This window comes from Bradyrhizobium sp. WU425, assembly GCF_021052305.1.
Classification (GTDB): domain Bacteria; phylum Pseudomonadota; class Alphaproteobacteria; order Rhizobiales; family Xanthobacteraceae; genus Bradyrhizobium; species Bradyrhizobium canariense_D.
Genome location: NZ_CP088089.1, coordinates 6716292 through 6736110 on the forward strand (window position 1 = coordinate 6716292; position 19819 = coordinate 6736110).

Here is a 19819-nt window from a genome sequence, read left to right on the forward strand (position 1 = left end):
CCAACTGGCCGGACAGGGTCTTCCCGCGTTGGCTTGTGGGTTCAAACTTGCAGGATGGGATTTTCTCGATCAGCCGGCACAATGCGCGGCCTGAAGATGCTCGCATCCTCCTCGTCAAGTGACGCGTATGCAACAATACTTATCTTATCTGCGGGCATCGCCAGTCGCGCCGCCGCACCGTTTACGTCTACGGTGCCGGACCCTTGTGGCGCTTCTGTCACAAACGTTGCAAAGAGTGTTCCCGTCTCGAGGTTGTACAGTTCGACGCGAACGTTAATCGGATACCGGCCGCGTCCAGCAGCGCACGATCAATCGAGATCGAGCCTTCATAGTGCAGGTCGGATTCAGTGACCGAGGTGCAATGAATCGTTCCCTTCAATCAGGACAATCTGCATTTCTTTACCTACGCTGATGGCTTGCGCGCGCCACGCCCATTGTTCTGGATGACTTAAGCGGTCAGGCATAATACCGAGCCGGGCTAGCACACTTGCATCCCGGTCAACTTGCGGATTTTTGGTCGTCAGCAACACATCGCCGACAAAGATGGAATTCGCACCAGCCATAGAAGCATAGGGCCTGGAGTTCATCAGTCATGTACTCACGCCCGGCGGCCAACCGTATGACGCTGTTGGGCATCATGATCCGCGCGGTCGCCACCAGGCGCACCAGTGCAATCGGATCGGGACGCTCCGCCGTGAGCCTCACCGGCACGCCATTCACCTTGTTCCAGAGCTTGATCCGGATGCTTTCCGGATAGTTCGGAAGATTGGCGAGCAGTAGCAGCATGCCGAGACGGTCCTCGGCGTCGTCACCGATGCCGAAAATTCCGCCGCAGCAGATTTTGATGCCCGCCTGGCGCACGGGCGTAAGAGTGTCGATTGGCTCTTGCAAGGTCCGGGTCGTGATGATGCTGCGGTAGAACTCAGGCGAGGTGTCCACGTTGTGATTGTAGAAATCGAGGCCGGCATCGGCGAGCCGTGCGGCGTGCTTTGGCGTGAGTATGCCGAGCATTACGCACGTCTCCATGCCAAAATCTTTAACGGCCGCAATCATATCGCAGACCTGATCGAGGTCGCGGTCCTTTGGATTGCGCCAGGCCGCGGCCACGCAGAAGCGGGTCGCCCCGGCGGCCTTGGCCCGTTGCGCGGCGGAGACCACGTCAGACCGATCCATCAAGCGAGCCGCCTTCAGTCCACTGGATACAAGCAACACCCACATGCGCAGCTCCGGAAACGCACTCTTGCCCGGTAATGAAGGAGAAATATCGCCGAGTTGCGCGGGCCATCGCGCGCATATCAGGCTAATAGCCGGCCCGCCTTCCAGGATTTGATCGCAGCATCGAGGCACGCGCAACAACGCTGCCCGACGCGCCTCACCCAGGTCACTAGCCGATGCGTACGTAGTTGCGCCCCGTAGGTCTTTTACTGATGCGAGGATTTGGCCGCCCGCAATGTGTACCGGATCGACCGATCCGCTCTAATTCGTCACCTGGCCGATTCCTCGCTGGCGTTGTTATGCGCGTCATATTGCGCACAATAGACGAGCCGATTCTGCGACGTGCCTTGCCGCTTTGAGAAGCGCAGCGGCCTTTGGTGCGCAGAGTGGTGCCCGCGGGCCCTTGGCGGGCCTGTGGCCGCCTAGGCTCCAGCGCCACTGCGCTCTCGATTACGTGCCGCCGCTCGACTTGGCATCGATGCGGCCGGGTCCGTTAAGACATGGCACTCATCTGCGCAAACAGAATTGCCGCTTCAGACGGCCCCAGCCCGACGATGCCCACGAAGGCTGACGGAGGCATCGGAATGACCTGACGGGTCGGCCTCCAGAGATGCAGGCAATAGCGACTGTTGTTCACATACTGTGACTGAGGAGGATGCAGCTGCATCACGCATTCCTCCTGATGCCAAAACAGATCTTTGGCGAGACACATCTCCTCCCAATTTGGAGATCGCCGAGGCGTCGACACAGAGACATGCTCCCATCCCGGACGAACGAAGCCGATGATCTTGAGCTGGCAGCCACAAGGCCCCTGCACGAAGAAGAGACCGGAAGGACCAGATCCGGGTGCGGTGGCGAACCGGCCATCGCGCACGCGTCCCGCTTCGAGCCTTTCTACAATTTGCTTCCTCACACCTCCTCCCTCTTTTGACCGATAGGGTCGAATCCGGCACCACTCGTGTTGTCCGACTCATACATTGACCGGCCGCCGCGCCGGCATGGGCAATCCCAACTACTGCGGACCATCTGCACCAAACTTAGTTGGAAGACGAACATCGGCTTTGTCCGGATCGTCCAGCGGAGAGTTTCTCCTGCAGTTTATCTTTCGACATCTGAATCTTTCCTTGGATTTTCGCGTCATTCGTGCCTTCGTTGCGAACTTGCCTCATGCAGACAATCGGCACAGACATCTACGATGGTTGTCGCGGCAAGCCGGGCCTGCAGGAGCTGCTGCCGCCCCTTCGCCTAAACAAGTCCGCAAGGTATGGCGTTGGTGCTTGATGCCAGAACCGACTGAAATGCCTTAGATCAACAATGGCGGCGGAGGCCATTTGGCGCGGCATGATCCGGCGAACCGGCTAGTTTGGCACCAAACAGACGTCATCGGCTTCAGCACATGATGCAAAGCGACGCCAATGTATCGCCAGCTCGTCAACGAGAGGCTTTGCTCTTGCGACGATCTGACGGTGGGCTTTCATCTCAGTCCTTTTCATGTCGAGCGGTTAGCCGGTTACCGCCTGAGACACCGTCAATGCGTCATCTATGTGGCCGGTCACAATGGATCCACGGCCAGGGAACGCGTGACGAAGCTTCGCAGTTCAGCCCTAGAGGGCATCGAGCTCCAACACGGCGAGACTTCGGTGGCCGCAGTCACAGTTCGCTCCGGTAGCGATCAGAACTGCCCGTCAAGCTCGCTTCTTTGCCGCCCCTCCGCGAGGCGAGCCAGCTTGTCATATTCCTCAGCGACCTTGAGGAGCCTGCATCTAGATGTGTCGTCCTCGATCGACTCCGCTTTTAGTCGGGTCGCTTCCGCACGGCCTCGCCAATGTTTGGCGTCTGAGAATAGATTTTTCTGCTTCATGCAAAAGAGGATGCAATGTTTAGATCAAGAAAATGCGACACGGGCCCTACGTAAGATCCCGTAGGCTGGCTTTCACTAAAGCACCTCATTTGCCGTTAGCGCTGTCACTCGCTTTGTTAATGTCCGACATGGGACAAGCCGCTGGCCGAAACGTAAGCGCGGCGAGTAAGCTTCACTGCAATCCCTCGGTTGAGAAGGCCGATTGGAAGGGCCACGCGGCATGATGGACGAGATTTGGCTTCACCGGCCGTTCACGCAGACTTCTGCGCGAAATGCGCGGCTCTCGACATAAATGGCTTGAATCGGACGCAGCGTCAGATTGTAGGGTCTTCTTGCGGGCGAGCGTCCACGATCGCCTGCCGATGGCTTGGGAGCGACGGCTTGCAGACGGAACGCACTTGGCCTGTGCAGCAGACATTACGGGGTGAGGGCGCCAGCGCTACCTGTCCGAACTCGAGTCAGCTTGCGTGAGCAATGTCGCGATCCGATTTCAGTTCGAGATCCTGGCCAGGGAAGGGTCGACAGATGACGCGCCCTGGACAAGCAGTCTCACTCGACCGGCTCCGCTTCGAGCAGCACGTTCGCGCGGAGCACTCAGAGCCACCAAATCGAACGATGGCCACACTCGATGAGCTTCTCGCAACAATCAGGCACGCTTGCCGTTGTCAGGACGTGCGCGCATTCTCAGGTTCACTATTCGACGATTCCAAGCAACTCACGAGATCAAATCGCGCACGCTTCCTGCGAAAGGCCGCGACTGCGTTCAGGATCGCATTTGTTCCACGATTTGAGGAAGACATCCGCCTCAAGCTAGCATCGAAATACGCCACAATATGTGATGCGCTCAGCCGGCAGTCTGGCGGTCAGGCAGGTACCGATCTTTCCAAAGCTCTGGCGGCTCAGCTCTCCCGCCTTAGTGATGCACTGATGGAACAAGTCGACTTCACATCACTTTCGCTCTTTGCGTGTTCATTTGGCCGCCATCCTGCGTCTTCCGACTGCCGCGATGGCATGATCAGAATTGCTGAAGTTTGCCGCGACAAGAGCGAGCCGCTCCAGGACCTAACCGGCCAGCACCTATCATTGCTGATAAGCGGCTTTAGCAAGTGGCCGGATCAACCGGCGGTTCGTGAAGCCGCTCTCAGGATCGCGACTGAGATTTCTTGCCGTACGCGTTCGGATGATCGCCTCTCAGCGCTCACCCCGCGGCATCTATCATTGCTCGTGAACGGCGTCGGAAAATGGCTAGCAGAGGAACGCTTTCACACGGCGGTTGTGATCGTCGCAGATGAGCTTGTGCGCCGAAGCGATCGACTCTCCGATTTTACCCAGGAACAGCTGGCGAATCTGATCAGCGTCTTTAGCAAGCGGCCGGAAGATTCGAGTTGTCGCAAGGCAGCGATCGCGATCAGCAACGAACTTCTCCGCCGCTCCGATCAGCTCTCCGATTTCAGTCAGCAGCGCCTGGCTAAGCTCGTAAACGGATTCAGCAGGTGGCCGGGCGAGCTCGCGCCTCGGCAAGCCACCGCCAAGATTGCAGGAGAACTCGTTCGTCGCGGGCTTTCCGTCGATCACCATGAGTTGGCGAGTCTGGTAAACGGCTTCAGCAAATGGACGGCGGAGGTTGCCTGTCTCGCGGCGAGCGTCGCGATCGCGGATCAAGTCATCCGTCACGCTCGCGGTGCCGAGCGCCTCTCTTATTTTCGTTACCAGGAACTCGGGGTGCTGGTAAACGGTTTCAGCAAATGGCGGCAGGACCCGAGCTGCCGCCAAGCCACAATTGAAATTGCCGGTGAAGTGCTCGCCCGCTGTGACCGCGCCGACGGCGTCTCCTGCATTACTGAACAGGCACTGGCGAACCTCGTAAATGGGTTCAGCAAGTGGCCACAACAGCTGTCTCTTCGCGACGCGACGGCTGCGCTCGCCCGGGAGGTCGTTTACCGCGCCCGACGGGCCGGTCAGCTCTGTGATTTTACGCAGCAAGGACTGGCTATTCTGTTGAACGGCTTCAGCAAATGGCCAACGGAAGTTCCGCTGCGCGAAGCTAAGACTGCGATCGCGCACGAGGTCCTTTCTCGGGCCTGCCGTTCCGACCGGCTTTCTCATTTTACGCGTCGAGCACTGGCGATCCTCGCCAACGGCTTCAGCAAATGGCGACAAGAGGAGATCTCTCGCCATGCGACGGTAGCCATCGCGCAGGAGATTCTTCGCCGCACTTTCCAGGTTTGTGATTTTAGCGAGCAGGAGCTTGCTCAGCTCATGCGTGCGTTCAGTCACTGGCCGAAAGAGGTCACCTGTCGCGAAGTCGCCGTCGTAATCTCCCAGGAGGTCCTGCGCCGCCTCACCGGGACTGCGCGTTTCACCGAGCAAGAGCTCGCATACTTGGCGAATGGGTTAGCCAAGTGGCCCGAAGTGGCGATCTGTCATCGAGCCGCTGCGGCTATCGGCAATTGGACAGCGCTAGGTGACCGACGACGAACACCATGTCATGCGGCGTTTTGAAGCAAACGGAACACGGCTGCACACCGCTCGTAAGGCACGAAGGGCGGTGCTGCTCCAAAGGACCATAACTCAATGCAGGATGACGCGAGCAAGCGGCGCGACCAACGGCACCACACTTTTAGGCGCGAGGTGATCGAGATAGGCGACGAGATGGGCTCGCAAGCTCGTTCAGCGGAGCGGATTTCTGGTCGTACTTTCAGCCATCAAAGGCAATGATCCACGCGTAGTGAGTAGCGAGGTTTTGACGGGCGGCACTATGTCGAATGGTACATTGAACGGCCGCGGCAGATCTCTGCAGGTGCTCGGCGCTCTGCGTTCAACGGATTTTCCAGAAGAGCACGGAGGCGCGTCATCGCCGCCGCTCTCGGCAGAGATGCATTAAGTGTTCGCTCACGCCGCAGCCCTTTCGGGCGGATTGCTCCGGAGCTCGCGTACATCGTGTTTTTCAGGACGGCAACAGCGCCTCCAGAGTGCAGTGGCTTCTGCAGCTTTGGATGCCAAGCTGTCGTTCAACAGACGACCACGTAGCGCGAGCTCAAACCACAAGGAACTCTCTAATTATGCTCTGCCAGAAATGTCACGGAGATAACTGGTGCGAGATCGCAATGCACGACCCCTGGGCCGGCCGACCAGTGATCACCTGCAACATTTGCGGCGAGTATGCCGAGTACGACAGCCTCCAGCGCAAAACGGCTCACGCGATCATGGCAGCTACCTTGGCCTGTAGCGTGAGCATAGAGGACCAGCGCGATCCCCGGGTGGTTGCTGATAGGATCTTGGATGCACTTGAGAGTGCCGGCTTAACAGTCGCTCGCGCCTCAAGATGAATGGGGAGGAGCGCCGATCGGCGCCTACGAGGCCCTGCCCGGCGATCCGACAGCATGGGCTGCGCCGCTCGTTCCAACAGCCGTTTGATTGCCGGCAGACTTTCCGCCTTTTCCGTGGCCGCTCTGGAGTTGCACGCGCCCATAGCAACTGTTGGAGACCAGCCACGATTGTAGCAAACGCACCAATCCGGACTTAAGCCGCGATGCTCTGAACGGGACCAGGGCTGAGCACCGCTTGGGCGCCGTCTTCCAACGCATGACGGCCCCCACATGGATCGAACCCGCAATCATCGTTGACCTGACGCGGCCTGCACCTGACGGCGCCTTTCGAGGTCCATCGTCCAAGTTGTCTGGAACGGCAAAGTCACTGCTCAGTGCCTTGACGGGAATTGCACTCATTGACCGGAATAACCGCTGCCGATGGACCTCGTTTCCCATTCTGCCTAGCGACGCCAGCCTCTAGAAATCCCGGGAAGCAGCCCCATCCAGACAGCGTAGCGGGAGAGCTCGGCCGGATAGACGAGGCGCCAATTCGCACAGATGCCACAGAGCATCCTCGCCATGGACGCTTGATTCGGCCGGCGAGCGCGCTCCTATTCCATGGACCTTACAAGAACTTCATTGACACGCGTGATCGCTCATTGCCACGACCAGCAGCCTCACTGCCGCGGCGTGGCTATGCCGGCACACTTGAGCAGACCCTGGCTGCGCAATTCCGCGGAGGACGAATAGCGAAAGCCAGCCGCTTTGGCGCAGCGCCTCCCGCCCTCCTCCCGTCGCGGCTGGCTCCTGGCGTGACATATTCCCGCGATAACCCCCGCAGGGGATTGAATCGTACGTAGCGTCAGATTGTAGAGTGCCCCTGCTAGTTGGCTCCAATCTTCAGTCGCCCTAGAATTCCTGTGGACAAAAGCGGAGCAAGCCGATCGCGTGTCATGAGAGGTGTTCTGCCAAAGCGGCTGAGGATCGCGCTGAGTGCGAAGGACGCTGTTCCTGTTCTGTCTACGCAAATCGCCAAGTCGCATGAGGTCACGATTGCCCAGATGTAAGAAGGACCAATCCAGCATTGGAGACTTCGAAATACGGTTGCGAGCGCCAAGTGCCAACGAGCCGCCGCGAGACTGATGCGCTATCCTGGAGCGGTGATGTGAGAAGACCCGATGGATCCAACACGGTGTTGCTCGTCGACCATTGTGAGGGCCAATGTCGGGCAATTGTTGGCTTCAAGAATGGCGATCCTGGAAGAGCGTATATGTGCGGGGAACCAATTGTGACGGGACTGCGCCAAAAGCCGTCATCATGGTGCGCTTATCACCATGTCCGAATGCACGTCATGCCATGGTCGGACGGACGCGCCCGTCCTTAAATGAAAAGCAGACTAGCTGACAACGAGTAGTCCGGGACGAGCGCGCGGCATGGTAAGCGGCTGATTGCGGCAGCAAGAGAGCTGCCGCTAGCTCCGCGAGCTGGGCCTGCTCGAGATGCAGGCCTGACGATTGCCCCAGGGCCGAACGCCGATGCAGGCAACGAGCCCCTCAACACCCGACGAACGAGCATTGGAAACCTCATGTGATCGCCTTGGAACGGAAATGATGTGGAAGTTTAGGCACGCGAGCGATCGAAGATTTGATCTCGGCGGCGTTCAAACCCGATAAGGCAGCGATCCATTTCGATGGCGCGCCTCTAAGCTCACGCCCCTTTTGGCGCATTCGAGCAGGCGGCGCGTGCTTAAACAGCCCGAGTCGGCTCCCTCCACGATCAGCTCATCCCGCGTGTTTCTGCCGTGGGACTGCAATATGCGCGCCTTCACCTATGCTTGTCCGACCACCAACACGATCGTCCCGAGATTGATCGATGAAACGGACTGCGCGACAGAGAACACCTTTCAAGGCTTTGTTGCCGGGCTTGCTCGCAGTTGCACTGGATGAACAGCAAGACTCGAAATTTCTAGGCAAGGACAAGAAATGAGGGACACTCCTTGGCTCGACGCGCGAGCTGAGCATGGAGAGACTGCAGAACGCTTCTCGGCCGAACGGTCTGCTTACCTTTTGACTGCGCCGCAAGTCATTGAGCGCACTCAAGCAATAGAGAAGCGCCTGACGAAGGCCGAACGAAATCTGCCGGACTACAAACTTTCGTATAGTCCTTCAAAACTCTTTCGAGGTGGGAGGTTTACCTCCGTACAGTTGAGCAATCGACGCAATACCTGTAGAGGTCCACACTTCGGCAGTTCGAGAGCGTGACGCTTCCGCATTTCGAAGAGCCAGCCGCGATTGACGTCGTCGATCGGGGAACGACATTAGCCTGCGCAGAGGAATCATTTGTTAAGCCAAGAGAGCAAACGGCGGGTCGCTCTAATCACCGGCGTGACCGGCCAGGACGGCGCCTATCTTTCCGAACATCTGCTGTCGCTCGGCTATGTCGTGCACGGCATCAAGCGGCGCTCGTCCTCGTTCAACACCGCGCGCGTTGATCATCTCTACCAGGATCCGCATGTCGGCGACGTGCCGTTCCTGATGCACTACGGCGATATGACGGATTCGAGCAATCTGATCCGCCTGGTGCAGCAGATCCGGCCGACCGAGATCTACAATCTCGCCGCCCAGAGCCACGTCGCCGTCAGCTTCGAGAGCCCGGAATACACGGCCAATGCCGACGGCATCGGCGTACTCCGCCTGCTGGAAGCGATCCGCATCCTCGGCATAGAGAAGGAGACGCGGTTCTACCAGGCGTCGACTTCGGAGCTCTACGGCCTCGTCCAGGAGATCCCGCAGAAGGAGACCACGCCGTTCCATCCGCGCTCGCCTTACGGCGTCGCAAAGCTCTACGGCTACTGGATCACGGTGAATTACCGCGAAGCCTATGGCATGTTCGCGAGCAACGGTATCCTGTTCAATCACGAGAGCCCGATCCGCGGCGAGACGTTTGTGACCCGCAAGATCACGCGCGCTGTCGCCCGTATCGAGGTCGGGCTGGAGGAGACGCTCTATCTCGGCAATCTCGAAGCCAAGCGCGACTGGGGCCATGCGCGCGACTACGTCGAGGGCATGCACAAGATCCTGCAAGCCGACAAGCCCGACGATTTCGTGCTCGCCACCGGCGAGATGCACTCGGTGCGCGAGATGGTCGAGCTATCGTTCGCCCAGCTCGGTCGCCGCATCGCATGGCGCGGGACAGGCGTCGAGGAGACCGGCGTGGACGAGATGAGCGGCAAGACGGTGGTGAAGATCGATCCGACCTATTTCCGGCCCAGCGAGGTCGATCTCCTCGTCGGCGACGCCAGCAAGGCGCGCGAGGTGCTCGGCTGGAGGCCGAAGCGGAGCTTTGCAGAGCTCGTCGCGGAGATGATGGCGAGCGATCTGGCGGTAGCAAAACGGGACGCGACGAGTGGCAAACGCTCCGTTTGAGCTGACAGGCAAGAGTGTCTACGTAGCCGGCCATCGCGGCATGGTCGGCAGCGCGCTTGCGCGCCGGCTGGCGCGGGAGGACGTCAAGCTCGTCACCGTGGACCGGCGCGAGGTTGATCTGTGCAACCAGGCGGCGGTGTTCGACTGGTTCGCAAGAACGCGGCCGCAGGTGATCTTCCTCGCCGCGGCAAAGGTCGGCGGCATCGCCGCCAACAACACACTGCGTGCAGAATTCATCTACGAGAACATTGCGATCGCGGCTAACGTGATCCAGGCCGCGCACCAGAGCGGCGCCGAGAAGCTAATGTTTCTGGGCTCGTCCTGCATCTATCCGAAACTGGCGCCGCAGCCGTTGCGAGAAGATGCGGTCCTGACGGGCCCGCTGGAACCGACCAACGAGCCCTATGCAATTGCAAAAATCGCCGGGATTAAGATGGTGGAGGCCTATCGCAGCCAGTATGGCAGCGACTTCATCAGCGTAATGCCGACCAATCTCTACGGCCCCGGCGACAATTATCATCCCGAACTGAGCCATGTCGTCGCGGCGCTGATCCGGCGCTTCCACGAGGCGAAGGTCGCGGGTGCCAAGAGCGTTGCCGTGTGGGGCACCGGCACGCCACGGCGCGAATTCCTCTATGTCGACGACATGGCAGACGCCTGCGTGTACCTGATGAAGACCTATTCGGGAGCAGAGCTGATCAACATCGGCACCGGCGAGGACGTCACCATCGCCGAGTTCGCGCGCGTCGTCGCAGAGATCGTCGGCTACAGCGGCGAGATCGCCTTCGACACCTCGCGCCCCGACGGCACGCCGCGCAAGCTGCTCGACGTCAGCCGCCTCGCAAAGCTCGGCTGGCGCGCGAGGACATGGCTTACAGATGGAATGCGGCAGACCTATCAGGACTTCTTAGCGGTATCGGACAAAGGAGAAAATCATGCAGCTGTTAATTGCTGACGGCGCTCATTGTCCGATTCCCAGAAAGTTGCTTCGGATCGTCTGGCGACTTCGATTGGGTTTCCGGTGTTGCTTTGAGCTCGCGCACGCCGAGTGACGCGTGCGCGATGGAAGGCCGGCACGACTACACCGGTCGATAAATAGCGAGCGAATTGGTCAGGCGCGTCTTGCGAGACGCTCTGTTTTGAAGTTGAGGTAAACTGGTTACCATGTGCGGAATTGTAGGCATCTTGGGGCGCGGTCCGGTCGCGGATCGCCTCATCGATTCGCTTAAACGACTGGAATATCGCGGCTACGACTCAGCTGGCATCGGAACGCTCAAAGGAAATCATATCGAGCTTCGACGCGCCGAGGGAAAGCTGAAAAACCTTGAGACACGTGTTCGCTGCCATCCGCTTTCAGGCCATGTCGGGATTGGGCACACGCGCTGGGCTACTCATGGCAAGCCAACCGAACACAACGCTCATCCGCATGCAACGGACAATGTTGCAGTCGTCCATAACGGCATAATCGAGAATTTCCGGGAGCTGCGCGCGGAGCTGAAACAGCGTGGCGCCTGTTTCGCCTCTGAAACAGACACGGAGGTGGTGACACATCTCATCGACTCTTATCTGAAGAATGGCTGCTCGCCGCAGGAGGCAGTAAAAGCGTCGCTGCCGCGGCTAGTGGGCGCGTTTGCGCTTGCAATCCTGTTCAAGGGCCAACACGACCTCATGATCGGTGCGCGCAAGGGCTCACCACTGGCGATCGGGCATGGCGAAGGCGAAATGTATCTCGGATCGGATGCTATCGCGCTCGCGCCGCTTACCGACTTGATCACCTACCTTGAGGATGGCGATTGGGCTGTGCTCAACCGCAACTTCAGCGTGGTCTACGACGCACAAGGCACAGTCGTCCGCCGGGATGTGGTGAACTCTGGCGCGTCGTCGGCACTCGTCGATAAAGCGAACTACCGCCACTTCATGGCGAAGGAAATCCACGAACAGCCAGAGGTGATCGGGCATACGCTTGCCCATTACGTCGATATTGCCACCGAGAGCGTGGTACTGCCGCAGGAGCTTCCGTTCGACTTCAATGAGATCGGACATATCTCGGTCACGGCTTGCGGTACGGCCGGCTACGCCGGCCACATCGCCAAATACTGGTTCGAGCGGCTGGCTCGTATTCCGGTCGAGCTCGATGTCGCCTCCGAATTTCGGTATCGTGAGGCACCGATGCGCAAGGGAGACCTTGCTATCTTCATCTCGCAGTCAGGCGAGACCGCCGATACGCTGGCCGCGCTCCGCTACGCCAAATCGCAAGGCCTGCATACGCTCTCGATCGTGAACGTACCCAGTTCGACCATTGCGCGCGAAAGCGGGACAGCATTGCCGACACTCGCGGGGCCCGAAATCGGTGTTGCCTCGACCAAGGCGTTCACATGCCAGCTGGTCGTCCTGGCGGCGCTGGCGGTCGCTGCCGGCAACGCCCGCGGTGAATTGTCGGAGAGCGACAGCATCGATCTGGTACGCGAGCTGATCGAAATTCCCCGGCTAGTTTCAAGAGCGCTTGCCAGCGAGCCGCAGATCGAGAAGCTCGCGCGCGACATCGCCAAATCGCGTGACGTGCTATATCTTGGTCGCGGCGTGTCGTTTCCACTGGCACTAGAAGGGGCACTGAAGCTGAAGGAGATTTCCTATATTCACGCCGAGGGCTATGCGGCCGGAGAGCTCAAGCACGGCCCGATCGCCTTGGTCGACGAGAGCGTTCCCGTGATCGTCATCGCTCCTTCCGACCGGGTGTTCGAAAAGACGCTCTCGAACATGCAAGAGGTCGCCGCACGCGGCGGCAAGATTATCTTGATAACGGACGCCAGGGGAGCCGCAGAAGTATCCATCGAATCACTCGCGACGATTGTGCTGCCGGACATGGGTGCGACATTTACCTCGATTGTCTATGCGATTCCGGTGCAGTTCCTAGCCTACCACACGGCCATCCTCATGGGCACGGACGTCGACCAACCCCGAAATCTCGCGAAATCGGTGACCGTCGAATAGGGCAAAGTGATGCGACCTGGGTTGTCGTGGTCAGATTCCGAATGCGCAAGCCGCGGTCAGATCGAATCACGATGTGCCGCCCACTTCCAGGCCCCTATGCCACCGAGGCTTGTGCCTGTTCTTGCCCTGTTTACGGAGACGCCGGGTTTGGATCGCATACGAAGCGGAGCGCCACTTGAAGTACGAGGCGCGCCTCGCTCGACGACAACGGGGCTGTTTACAAGCATGGCCATCGGCGCCGCGCTTGATCGCCGGCGCGCTCACAAAATCCTATTCGGCGAACCTCCGGTTAACTTTGAGCATATCGAGATCGCTGGAGATCGGGCGGGATAATAGCGCAGTTCGGCCCAATCGCAGGCTCGCGAGCTGTTCTAGCACGACATCTCACGGAGCTCCTCGCTGCGGCTTGTATGCCACCGATCTCGTCCTTCCCCTTTCACTGCATATCGGTACGCTTGATGAGAACTTCGGCCACGCCAAAGACAACAACCTTGTCGCCGACCTTGGCGCCGAGAATTGCCCGAGGGTTCCCAGTAGCTTGAGAGCCACTCCTGCTGCACGAGCGGAATAACGAGCGAAAATTGTGAGGGTTTGCGGCAATTGCCGAAAATATGCCGGAAACGTCAGGCGCTTACGGCTTGGTCGACAGTGCCCTGATGGCCGGTTCGCGGCCATGAAACTGCACGCGGCTGCGGTGAGATTTTCTCCGGAAGCGGCCATTTCAAAATCGAGAGGAAACTCGCCATGTCACCAGCGCCCATTGCGCACGCCTCAAATGCCAAATCGCGCATTGGCGCCATCTTACGTGCCACCAGCGGCAACTTCCTCGAGCAGTTCGACTTCTTCTTGTTCGGGTTCTACGCCAGTGCCATCGGAAACGCGTTCTTTCCATCAGGAAGCGAAACCGCTTCACTGCTTAACACCTTCGGTGTGTTCTGGCTGGGTGCCTTGATGCGACCTGTTGGTGCGATCGTGCTTGGAGCCTATATTGACCAGATTGGCCGTCGGCAGGGCCTGATCATCACGCTTTCGATCATGGCCATTGGCACCATCATCATCGCCTTTTGTCCGGGCTATGCGACGATCGGCATTGCCGCACCTGCGATCGTGCTGTTCGGACGGCTGTTGCAGGGCTTTTCTGCCGGCGTTGAGGTTGGTGGTGTTTCCGTTTACCTCTCCGAGATTGCCACTCCGGGCAACCGCGGCTTTTACACATCTTTCCAGTCCTCGAGCCAGCAGGTTGCGATCTTTGTCGCGGCTCTTATCGGATATTTTTTGAGCGAAGCACTTCCGGCCGAAATGGTTGCCGCTTGGGGCTGGCGGATCCCGTTCTTCCTTGGCTGCTTGATCGTACCGCTTATCTTCTTCCTGCGCCGGACGCTGGAGGAAACTCCGGAGTTTCTGGTCATGAAGAACCACCCGACGGCCCGCGAGATCTTTGCCTCCACACTTGCGAACTGGCGCATCGTCATTCTCGGCATGATGATCGCGATGCTGACGACCACGACCTTCTATTTCGTGACGGTGTACACGCCTACGTTCGGCAGGCACGTATTGCAGTTGTCCACGCAGAACACGCTCTTGGTGACGCTTTTGGTCGCGGTGACGAACTTCATGTGGAACCCAATTGGCGGCGCGATTTCCGACAGAATCGGCCGGAAACCGGTCCTGCTGACCATTGCCGGCCTAGCCTTGGTGACTGCATATCCAGCGTTGTCTTGGCTTGTAACGGACCCAAGCTTTGGCAAGATGCTGATCGTGGAGATGATGTTCTCGTTTTACTTTGGCACCTATAGCGGCGCCATGTTGGGCGCTCTGGTCGAAATCGTGCCGAAGCGCATTCGCACAACTTGCTTTTCTTTGGCGTTCGCACTCGCCGCGGCTCTGTTTGGCACCTTTACGCCGCTTGCATCGACTTGGCTGATCGACCGGACAGATGACAAGGCGTCGCCCGGTCTCTGGTTGATGTTTGCGGCTTTGCTCGGCATTATCGCCGCGCTCACGATTTATCCAGGAAACACCAAGAGAGTTGCGAAAGCCGTTGCGACCCGAGCGGCCTAACTTGGCGGTAAGCGCGCAATTTACCACGCGTTAGCACGCGCGCCCGCGGGACGTTGGGGGCCGAAGGCTGAACTGAAGTTGGTGCGCGACTATCCCTGCGGTGATTTTCACGATGCTGCGCGGCCGTTCTGCCGATCACGGTTCTTCCTATGTGATCTGGGGCAGTATAGGGGCGAGCTGGCGGTGATGTTGACCGGGAAAGGCTTAGCTTATCAGCCAACCTCGATTCCGTCCGGTGGTCGGACGGTGCGCTGCCCGCACTTGCAGTTGCGTGAAACACGGCGGATTTCGCGCGAGGACTGGGATCCCTCGCGCGAGCTCCACGCTCTGATATTCTGTGCGGCCGCCACAAAACTCGAAGGCGCACATCCTCGGGCTGCGTGAATTCCCCAGCGGACTGGTCGTCTCGCAGGTAGCGACAAACGTTAGCGTAGCGGGCCGTCTTGTATCCTGGTCCGATACCGACCTCTCGGCGCTCGGATACGCAGGTTGAAGGCTCACCTTCTTGTCGCATCTGGCGGGGAGTGGTCGAGAAGTTTGGTCGTGCCTGTACAACGAGCGATGGGCCAATGCGTAACCAGACCCAGGCTGTTGCTCGCTGCGCTCGATCAGCCGTGACTTCACGCACCGCGAGCTTGCGCAGATGAGGCGAGCTGTGCGAGCTCCGTTTCGAGCATAGGGTTGCGCTTGAACATAGCGTCGATCAATGCTTGGGCCGGCTGCTCGGCCGCCTCCACCCACGTCGCCTTCTCCGCTCGCGCGGAGGGCGCGAACACACGCTTGACCACGGTCGGCGATCCCCTCAGACCGCAATTGGCCATGTCATCCACGCCAGCACTTTGGGCGCTCCATTTTACGATTGTGGTGCGGGCGGCACGCAACGCATCTATCATTGCGCCGCGGCGAATTTGATTTGTTGCCTCTAACATGCTGACGAGACACGGCAGCTTGGAACCCAACACCTGGACGCCCCCTTCGCAGCGCCGTTCGGCCTCGATGGTCCGTAGCTTGAGGTCCAACGCTTTGATCGTGGAAACATAAGTGAGCTGCTGGACCCCGAGCCGCCTTGCAATGCCAGGTCCCACCTGCGCCGTATCGCCGTCGATCGTCTGCTTGCCGGTGAATATGACGTCCGGTGGGCCATATTCCTTGCCGATGTTGCGAATCGCGCTCGCCAACGCGTAACTCGTCGCCAGCGTATCCGAGCCCGCGAAGCTACGGTCGGTGAGCAGGACAGCGCGATCGGCACCAAATGTCAGTGCCTTTCGGAGAGATTCTTCGGCCGACGGCGGTCCCATTGTCAGGACGGTGACTTCGCCGCCGAATTGATCTCTTAGCTCGAGCGCAGCTTCCAATGCGAAGAGATCATAGGGGTTGATGATTGTCGGCACGCCCTGGCGCATGATCGTGTTCGTAACAGGGTGCACGCGGATTTGCGCGGAGTCGGGGACTTGTTTGATGCAGACGATGCTGTGCATGTACTTCTCCTAAGATGCCGAGCCGACTCCCGACGCAGCAAATGTCATACCATCCAAGGCATTTCGCCAACGAGGAATGAATGCAGGCTGACGACGAGCCGGTTGTCGCAACTGCGATGGTTTACGCACCGGCGTGATCTCAAGCTGATCGGAGTCAGGGGCGGCAACGGAGCCGCAGCGATCACGCGCCGCTTCGACGCCAAAGCCATTTTCAGGTCGCGTACGTTGCAAACAGACGATGACAAGACTGGCCGAAGCGAAGACGCCCTACGCGTCGCCGGCGAGTAAATCCCAACCCAAGGCACAACGCTAGCATCCCCGTCATGCATCCGAGCTGGCGAGCGCCTCTTTTCCACGCTCTCCTATGCCAGTCGGCCGAGCGAGAGAGAGAGAGAGAGAGAGAGAGAGGAGCGAGCTCGACGCTTGGCTCAGAAGCGTTTGATCTCGATGCCGTGTCTTCGCAAGGCGTAGCCAATCTGGCGCGGGGTCAGTCCAAGCAGGCGCGCCGCCTTCGCCTGTACCCACCCGGATCTTTCCATGGCTGCGATGACGCGCTCGCGATCGGTGACTTTCGCGGCACCCACCACGGGGCGCCCGGGTGGCCCCAGCGGTGTCAGCTCGCTGCTCACCGGCTGAACGGGTGTGACGGCTTGTGTTGGCGGCGTGCTCAGCCTCGCGGGCAGTGAGATTGTCGGGCTCGGCTGTCGGGCCATTTCCGCCGGTCCACACTTCCATAGCAAAGCCGACAGGCATTGCCCGTGGCAGCACGCAAAGTCATCTCTTACGATCGACGATCCTCGCGCTAGCGTCGCGGTCCGCTGCACGCAGTTTTCGAGCTCACGGACATTGCCGGGAAATCCGCAATTCATGAGGACCTCAATCGCACTTGAATCGAATACCAGAGTGCGGCCGTTCTCATTGTTAAAGTTCTTCAAAAAACGAGCGGCGAGAAGCGGAATATCAGTGCGTCTTTCCCGCAGCGGCGGCAATAGCAGAGGAACAACGCTGATGCGGTAATAGAGATCGGCACGGAACTCGTTCCTTGCCACCGCCTCTTCAAGATTTTTGTTCGTGGCCGCAATCACGCGGACGTCGACTTTGATCGTCTGATTGCCGCCCACCCGCTCGAATTCCTGCTCCTGAAGCACGCGCAGAAGCTTCGCCTGGAACGAGCCCGAGATCTCTCCAATCTCATCCAGAAACAGTGTTCCCTTGTCGGCGATCTCGAAGCGCCCCTTGCGCGCGTTGAATGCGCCCGTAAACGCCCCCTTCTCGTGTCCGAACAATTCGGATTCCAGCACGGTCTCGGTGAGGGCTGCGCAATTCAGCTTGATAAAGGGGCGTTTGGCGCGCGCTGAACGCTCGTGAATAGCCTTCGCGACCAACTCTTTGCCGGTACCCGATTCGCCACGCAACAAAACCGTGCTATTTGATTTTGAGATCACCTCGATCTTGTCAAGTAGCGCGCGCAGCGCCGGGCTGTCGCCGATCATTCCCTCGACTTGGACCTTCTTACGGTCCCGCCCATGAGGCTTGAGCTCGGAGAGTTGCTTCTGCAGCCGGAACTCCTCGTCCATAAGGCGCCCGCGATCGCGCACAAACGAGCAATGCAGTTTCGTCGTCTGGCCTAGCAGGCTGGCGACCATCGTCAGAAGGCGGAGGTCGTCCTCGAGCTGCGCACGCGTCCCATTGTCCGCGATGCGGTCAATGCTCAGCGTACCCACAACTTTGCCGTCAACGTCTATGGGAACGCCGATGAACGCAACACGCGTATGACCGCCGGCATTTAGCATATCGACCTCCGAAGAACTGAAGGCCGAATGCAGCGCTAGATTCTCCACGATGAGCGGCTGCCCCGACGCGACGATTTGATCGATTGCTCCTTGCGGCAAGCGCACCCGGCAGCGCGCGTCGCGGTCTTCGCTCCTGCCGTCCTCTACGATGATCTCCGGCCCGCCGTCATGCTCGAACAGACATACGATGCCGCGCCGCATCTGCACGAGCGATCCCAGGCGCTCGATGACGCTCGTCAGCTTAGCCTCGAGCCGACATAGGCCAGTGAGCGTGTGCGCTATTTGAACAATCGTGCTTAGCGATTTCTCTTGGGACCGCACAATACAAGCGGAAGCGTCCGCGTCGGAGGTTGAGTTTGGGTTTTCGCGCAGGGAAATGCTGTCTAGCATGACGACTTCTCCGTTCCTTTCTCGATCCTCCCCATCGGACTCGTTGGATTCGTGTTGCATGCCCGATCTGACATCCAGTTCTCAGGGCGGGACGAGAGATTACCCCTCTTCATGGCACGTCGGCAGCACTTAGAGTAACTCGCTTTGCCGCTTTGTTTTCCAACTCGCTGCGCGGATTCACCCCGGCCAACATGACTTCCATCGATGACGCTCAGAACAGCCGGGGCTCTTTAGGGGCTGATTGAATTATAAGTGTTGCCCGCCATTGATCGGCACTTCGGCGCCGGTGACATAACTTGCCGCATCTGAACATAGGAAGAAAATGACCTTGGCTACCTCTTCGGGTGTACCCACTCGGCGGAGTGGGATCTTTGGCACAAGATGCGCTTCCGTGTCAGGCGACAAAATGTCCGTCTTGATTTCGCCGGGCGCGATCGCATTGACGCGAATGCCATGCGCGGCGTAATCGTGGGCCATTTCGCGCGTGAGACAAGCGAGCGCAGCTTTCGAAGTCGCATATGCCGAGCCAGCAAATGGATGCACCCGCGAGCCGGCGATCGACGTCACGTTGACGATCGAGCCTGACGCCCTTTTCAATTCGTCGAACAGGCCTTGAGCGAGTAGGATCGGTGCCACCAGATTGAGGTGGAACACGCTCATCCAGGTGTCGACTGAGGTCGCCAGCGATGTCAGCCTGGTACCGTTTGCCGCTTTTGGTGAGTTGCCGGCATTGTTTACCAGTCCGTGCAACGGTGCGCCAGCAAGGCGCTCCTTGATCTCGGCAATCACGCGCGGCAGCATCCGATGATCGCCCAGGTCGACTTCGATATAGCTGTCGCCCTCTGAGTCTGATGGGCGACGCGCCGCGTCCAATGGTTGGCGCGCGCAAGAAATGATGCGCCAACCGGCTTTCGAAAACAATTTTCCGGTGGCGCGACCGATACCGCGCGATGCCCCGGTCAATACCAGCGTCTTTCGCTCACGCAGCGGACGGCCCGCTCGATCGGCGTGAATTGGACCGCTAGGGTCCGTTTCCGACGATTGAGGTACGACCGCTTTGTCATCTGGTAGATCTAGATTCACACGCGGCTCCCTTCCGCTCCCATCGGCTGTGCACCTGGTGCAGGATCCGGGCCAAAGCGACGCAGGGCATAAGGGGCGCACTTTTGCGACAAATGGCAGGTTCTGAACATCTGGCCTGTTTGCTTTTCGACAACAGCAACGCCGCGTCAAGCCCCCGCGCGCGTTGACTGGGTCGCACTCCAGGGGTGGTCTGTGGCTCATTCGAATTGGC

At 59.2% G+C, this 19819-nt stretch carries 9 protein-coding genes and 2 pseudogenes; 5 read left to right on the top strand and 6 right to left on the bottom strand.

The genetic code is table 11. The features are described 5' to 3' along the window. Positions 1 to 41 precede the first annotated feature (41 nt). The 3 genes and pseudogenes from BcanWU425_RS32355 to BcanWU425_RS32365 all read right to left on the bottom strand — a co-directional run bounded on the left by BcanWU425_RS32355 (position 42) and on the right by BcanWU425_RS32365 (position 2128). Positions 42 to 379 (bottom strand): annotated as a pseudogene (locus BcanWU425_RS32355) (aspartate 1-decarboxylase). Continuing rightward, positions 345 to 1197, bottom strand: a pseudogene (gene bioB / locus BcanWU425_RS32360) (biotin synthase BioB); the annotation flags it as partial. The pseudogenes BcanWU425_RS32355 and bioB, both read right to left, overlap by 35 nt. Positions 1198 to 1708: 511 nt before the next feature. After that, the gene (locus BcanWU425_RS32365) at positions 1709 to 2128 is read right to left on the bottom strand and encodes a DUF7694 domain-containing protein (RefSeq protein WP_094183635.1); all 420 of its coding nucleotides are present in this window, start codon (positions 2126 to 2128) and stop codon (positions 1709 to 1711) included. A 1563-nt stretch (positions 2129 to 3691) separates the two neighbouring features. Between BcanWU425_RS32365 and BcanWU425_RS32370 the strand changes: the two genes are divergently transcribed. The 5 genes from BcanWU425_RS32370 to BcanWU425_RS32390 all read left to right on the top strand — a co-directional run bounded on the left by BcanWU425_RS32370 (position 3692) and on the right by BcanWU425_RS32390 (position 14864). Beyond that, positions 3692 to 5578, top strand: coding sequence for a hypothetical protein (locus BcanWU425_RS32370; protein ID WP_231189063.1), 1887 nt, complete (start codon positions 3692 to 3694; stop codon positions 5576 to 5578). A 3148-nt stretch (positions 5579 to 8726) separates the two neighbouring features. Further along, the gene (gmd, locus tag BcanWU425_RS32375) at positions 8727 to 9812 is read left to right on the top strand and encodes a GDP-mannose 4,6-dehydratase (protein ID WP_231189065.1); all 1086 of its coding nucleotides are present in this window, start codon (positions 8727 to 8729) and stop codon (positions 9810 to 9812) included. Then, a complete protein-coding gene (gene fcl / locus BcanWU425_RS32380) occupies positions 9793 to 10767 on the top strand; it encodes a GDP-L-fucose synthase (RefSeq protein WP_326952114.1) in 975 nt (324 codons plus the stop codon). The genes gmd and fcl overlap by 20 nt, the downstream gene beginning before the upstream one ends. Positions 10768 to 10976: 209 nt before the next feature. Next, positions 10977 to 12803, top strand: coding sequence for a glutamine--fructose-6-phosphate transaminase (isomerizing) (gene glmS, locus BcanWU425_RS32385; RefSeq protein ID WP_231189067.1), 1827 nt, complete (start codon positions 10977 to 10979; stop codon positions 12801 to 12803). 744 nt (positions 12804 to 13547) lie between these two features. After that, positions 13548 to 14864 (top strand): MFS transporter, encoded by a 1317-nt coding sequence (locus tag BcanWU425_RS32390; RefSeq protein WP_231189069.1) that lies wholly within the window; start codon positions 13548 to 13550, stop codon positions 14862 to 14864. A 620-nt stretch (positions 14865 to 15484) separates the two neighbouring features. On the opposite strand, the gene BcanWU425_RS32395 is transcribed toward BcanWU425_RS32390, so the two are convergent. The 3 genes from BcanWU425_RS32395 to BcanWU425_RS32405 all read right to left on the bottom strand — a co-directional run bounded on the left by BcanWU425_RS32395 (position 15485) and on the right by BcanWU425_RS32405 (position 19608). Continuing rightward, complete coding sequence (locus BcanWU425_RS32395; protein ID WP_007605808.1) at positions 15485 to 16342, bottom strand: electron transfer flavoprotein subunit beta/FixA family protein; 858 nt, start codon at positions 16340 to 16342, stop codon at positions 15485 to 15487. 428 nt (positions 16343 to 16770) lie between these two features. After that, positions 16771 to 18585 (bottom strand): nif-specific transcriptional activator NifA, encoded by a 1815-nt coding sequence (nifA, locus tag BcanWU425_RS32400; protein WP_231189071.1) that lies wholly within the window; start codon positions 18583 to 18585, stop codon positions 16771 to 16773. Between the two features lie 186 nt (positions 18586 to 18771). Beyond that, positions 18772 to 19608: an SDR family NAD(P)-dependent oxidoreductase gene (locus BcanWU425_RS32405; RefSeq protein ID WP_445818637.1), complete on the bottom strand. Its 837-nt coding sequence runs from the start codon at positions 19606 to 19608 to the stop codon at positions 18772 to 18774. Positions 19609 to 19819: the final 211 nt, after the last annotated feature.

What these genes read in the sequence shown, in the direction of transcription:
- BcanWU425_RS32370 (WP_231189063.1), top strand. Translation starts at nt 3,692, where the DNA reads ATGGCCACACTCGATGAGCTTCTCGCAACAATCAGGCACGCTTGCCGT.
- glmS (WP_231189067.1), top strand. Translation starts at nt 10,977, where the DNA reads ATGTGCGGAATTGTAGGCATCTTGGGGCGCGGTCCGGTCGCGGATCGC.
- BcanWU425_RS32390 (WP_231189069.1), top strand. Translation starts at nt 13,548, where the DNA reads ATGTCACCAGCGCCCATTGCGCACGCCTCAAATGCCAAATCGCGCATT.
- BcanWU425_RS32395 (WP_007605808.1), bottom strand. Translation starts at nt 16,342, where the DNA reads ATGCACAGCATCGTCTGCATCAAACAAGTCCCCGACTCCGCGCAAATC.
- nifA (WP_231189071.1), bottom strand. Translation starts at nt 18,585, where the DNA reads ATGCAACACGAATCCAACGAGTCCGATGGGGAGGATCGAGAAAGGAAC.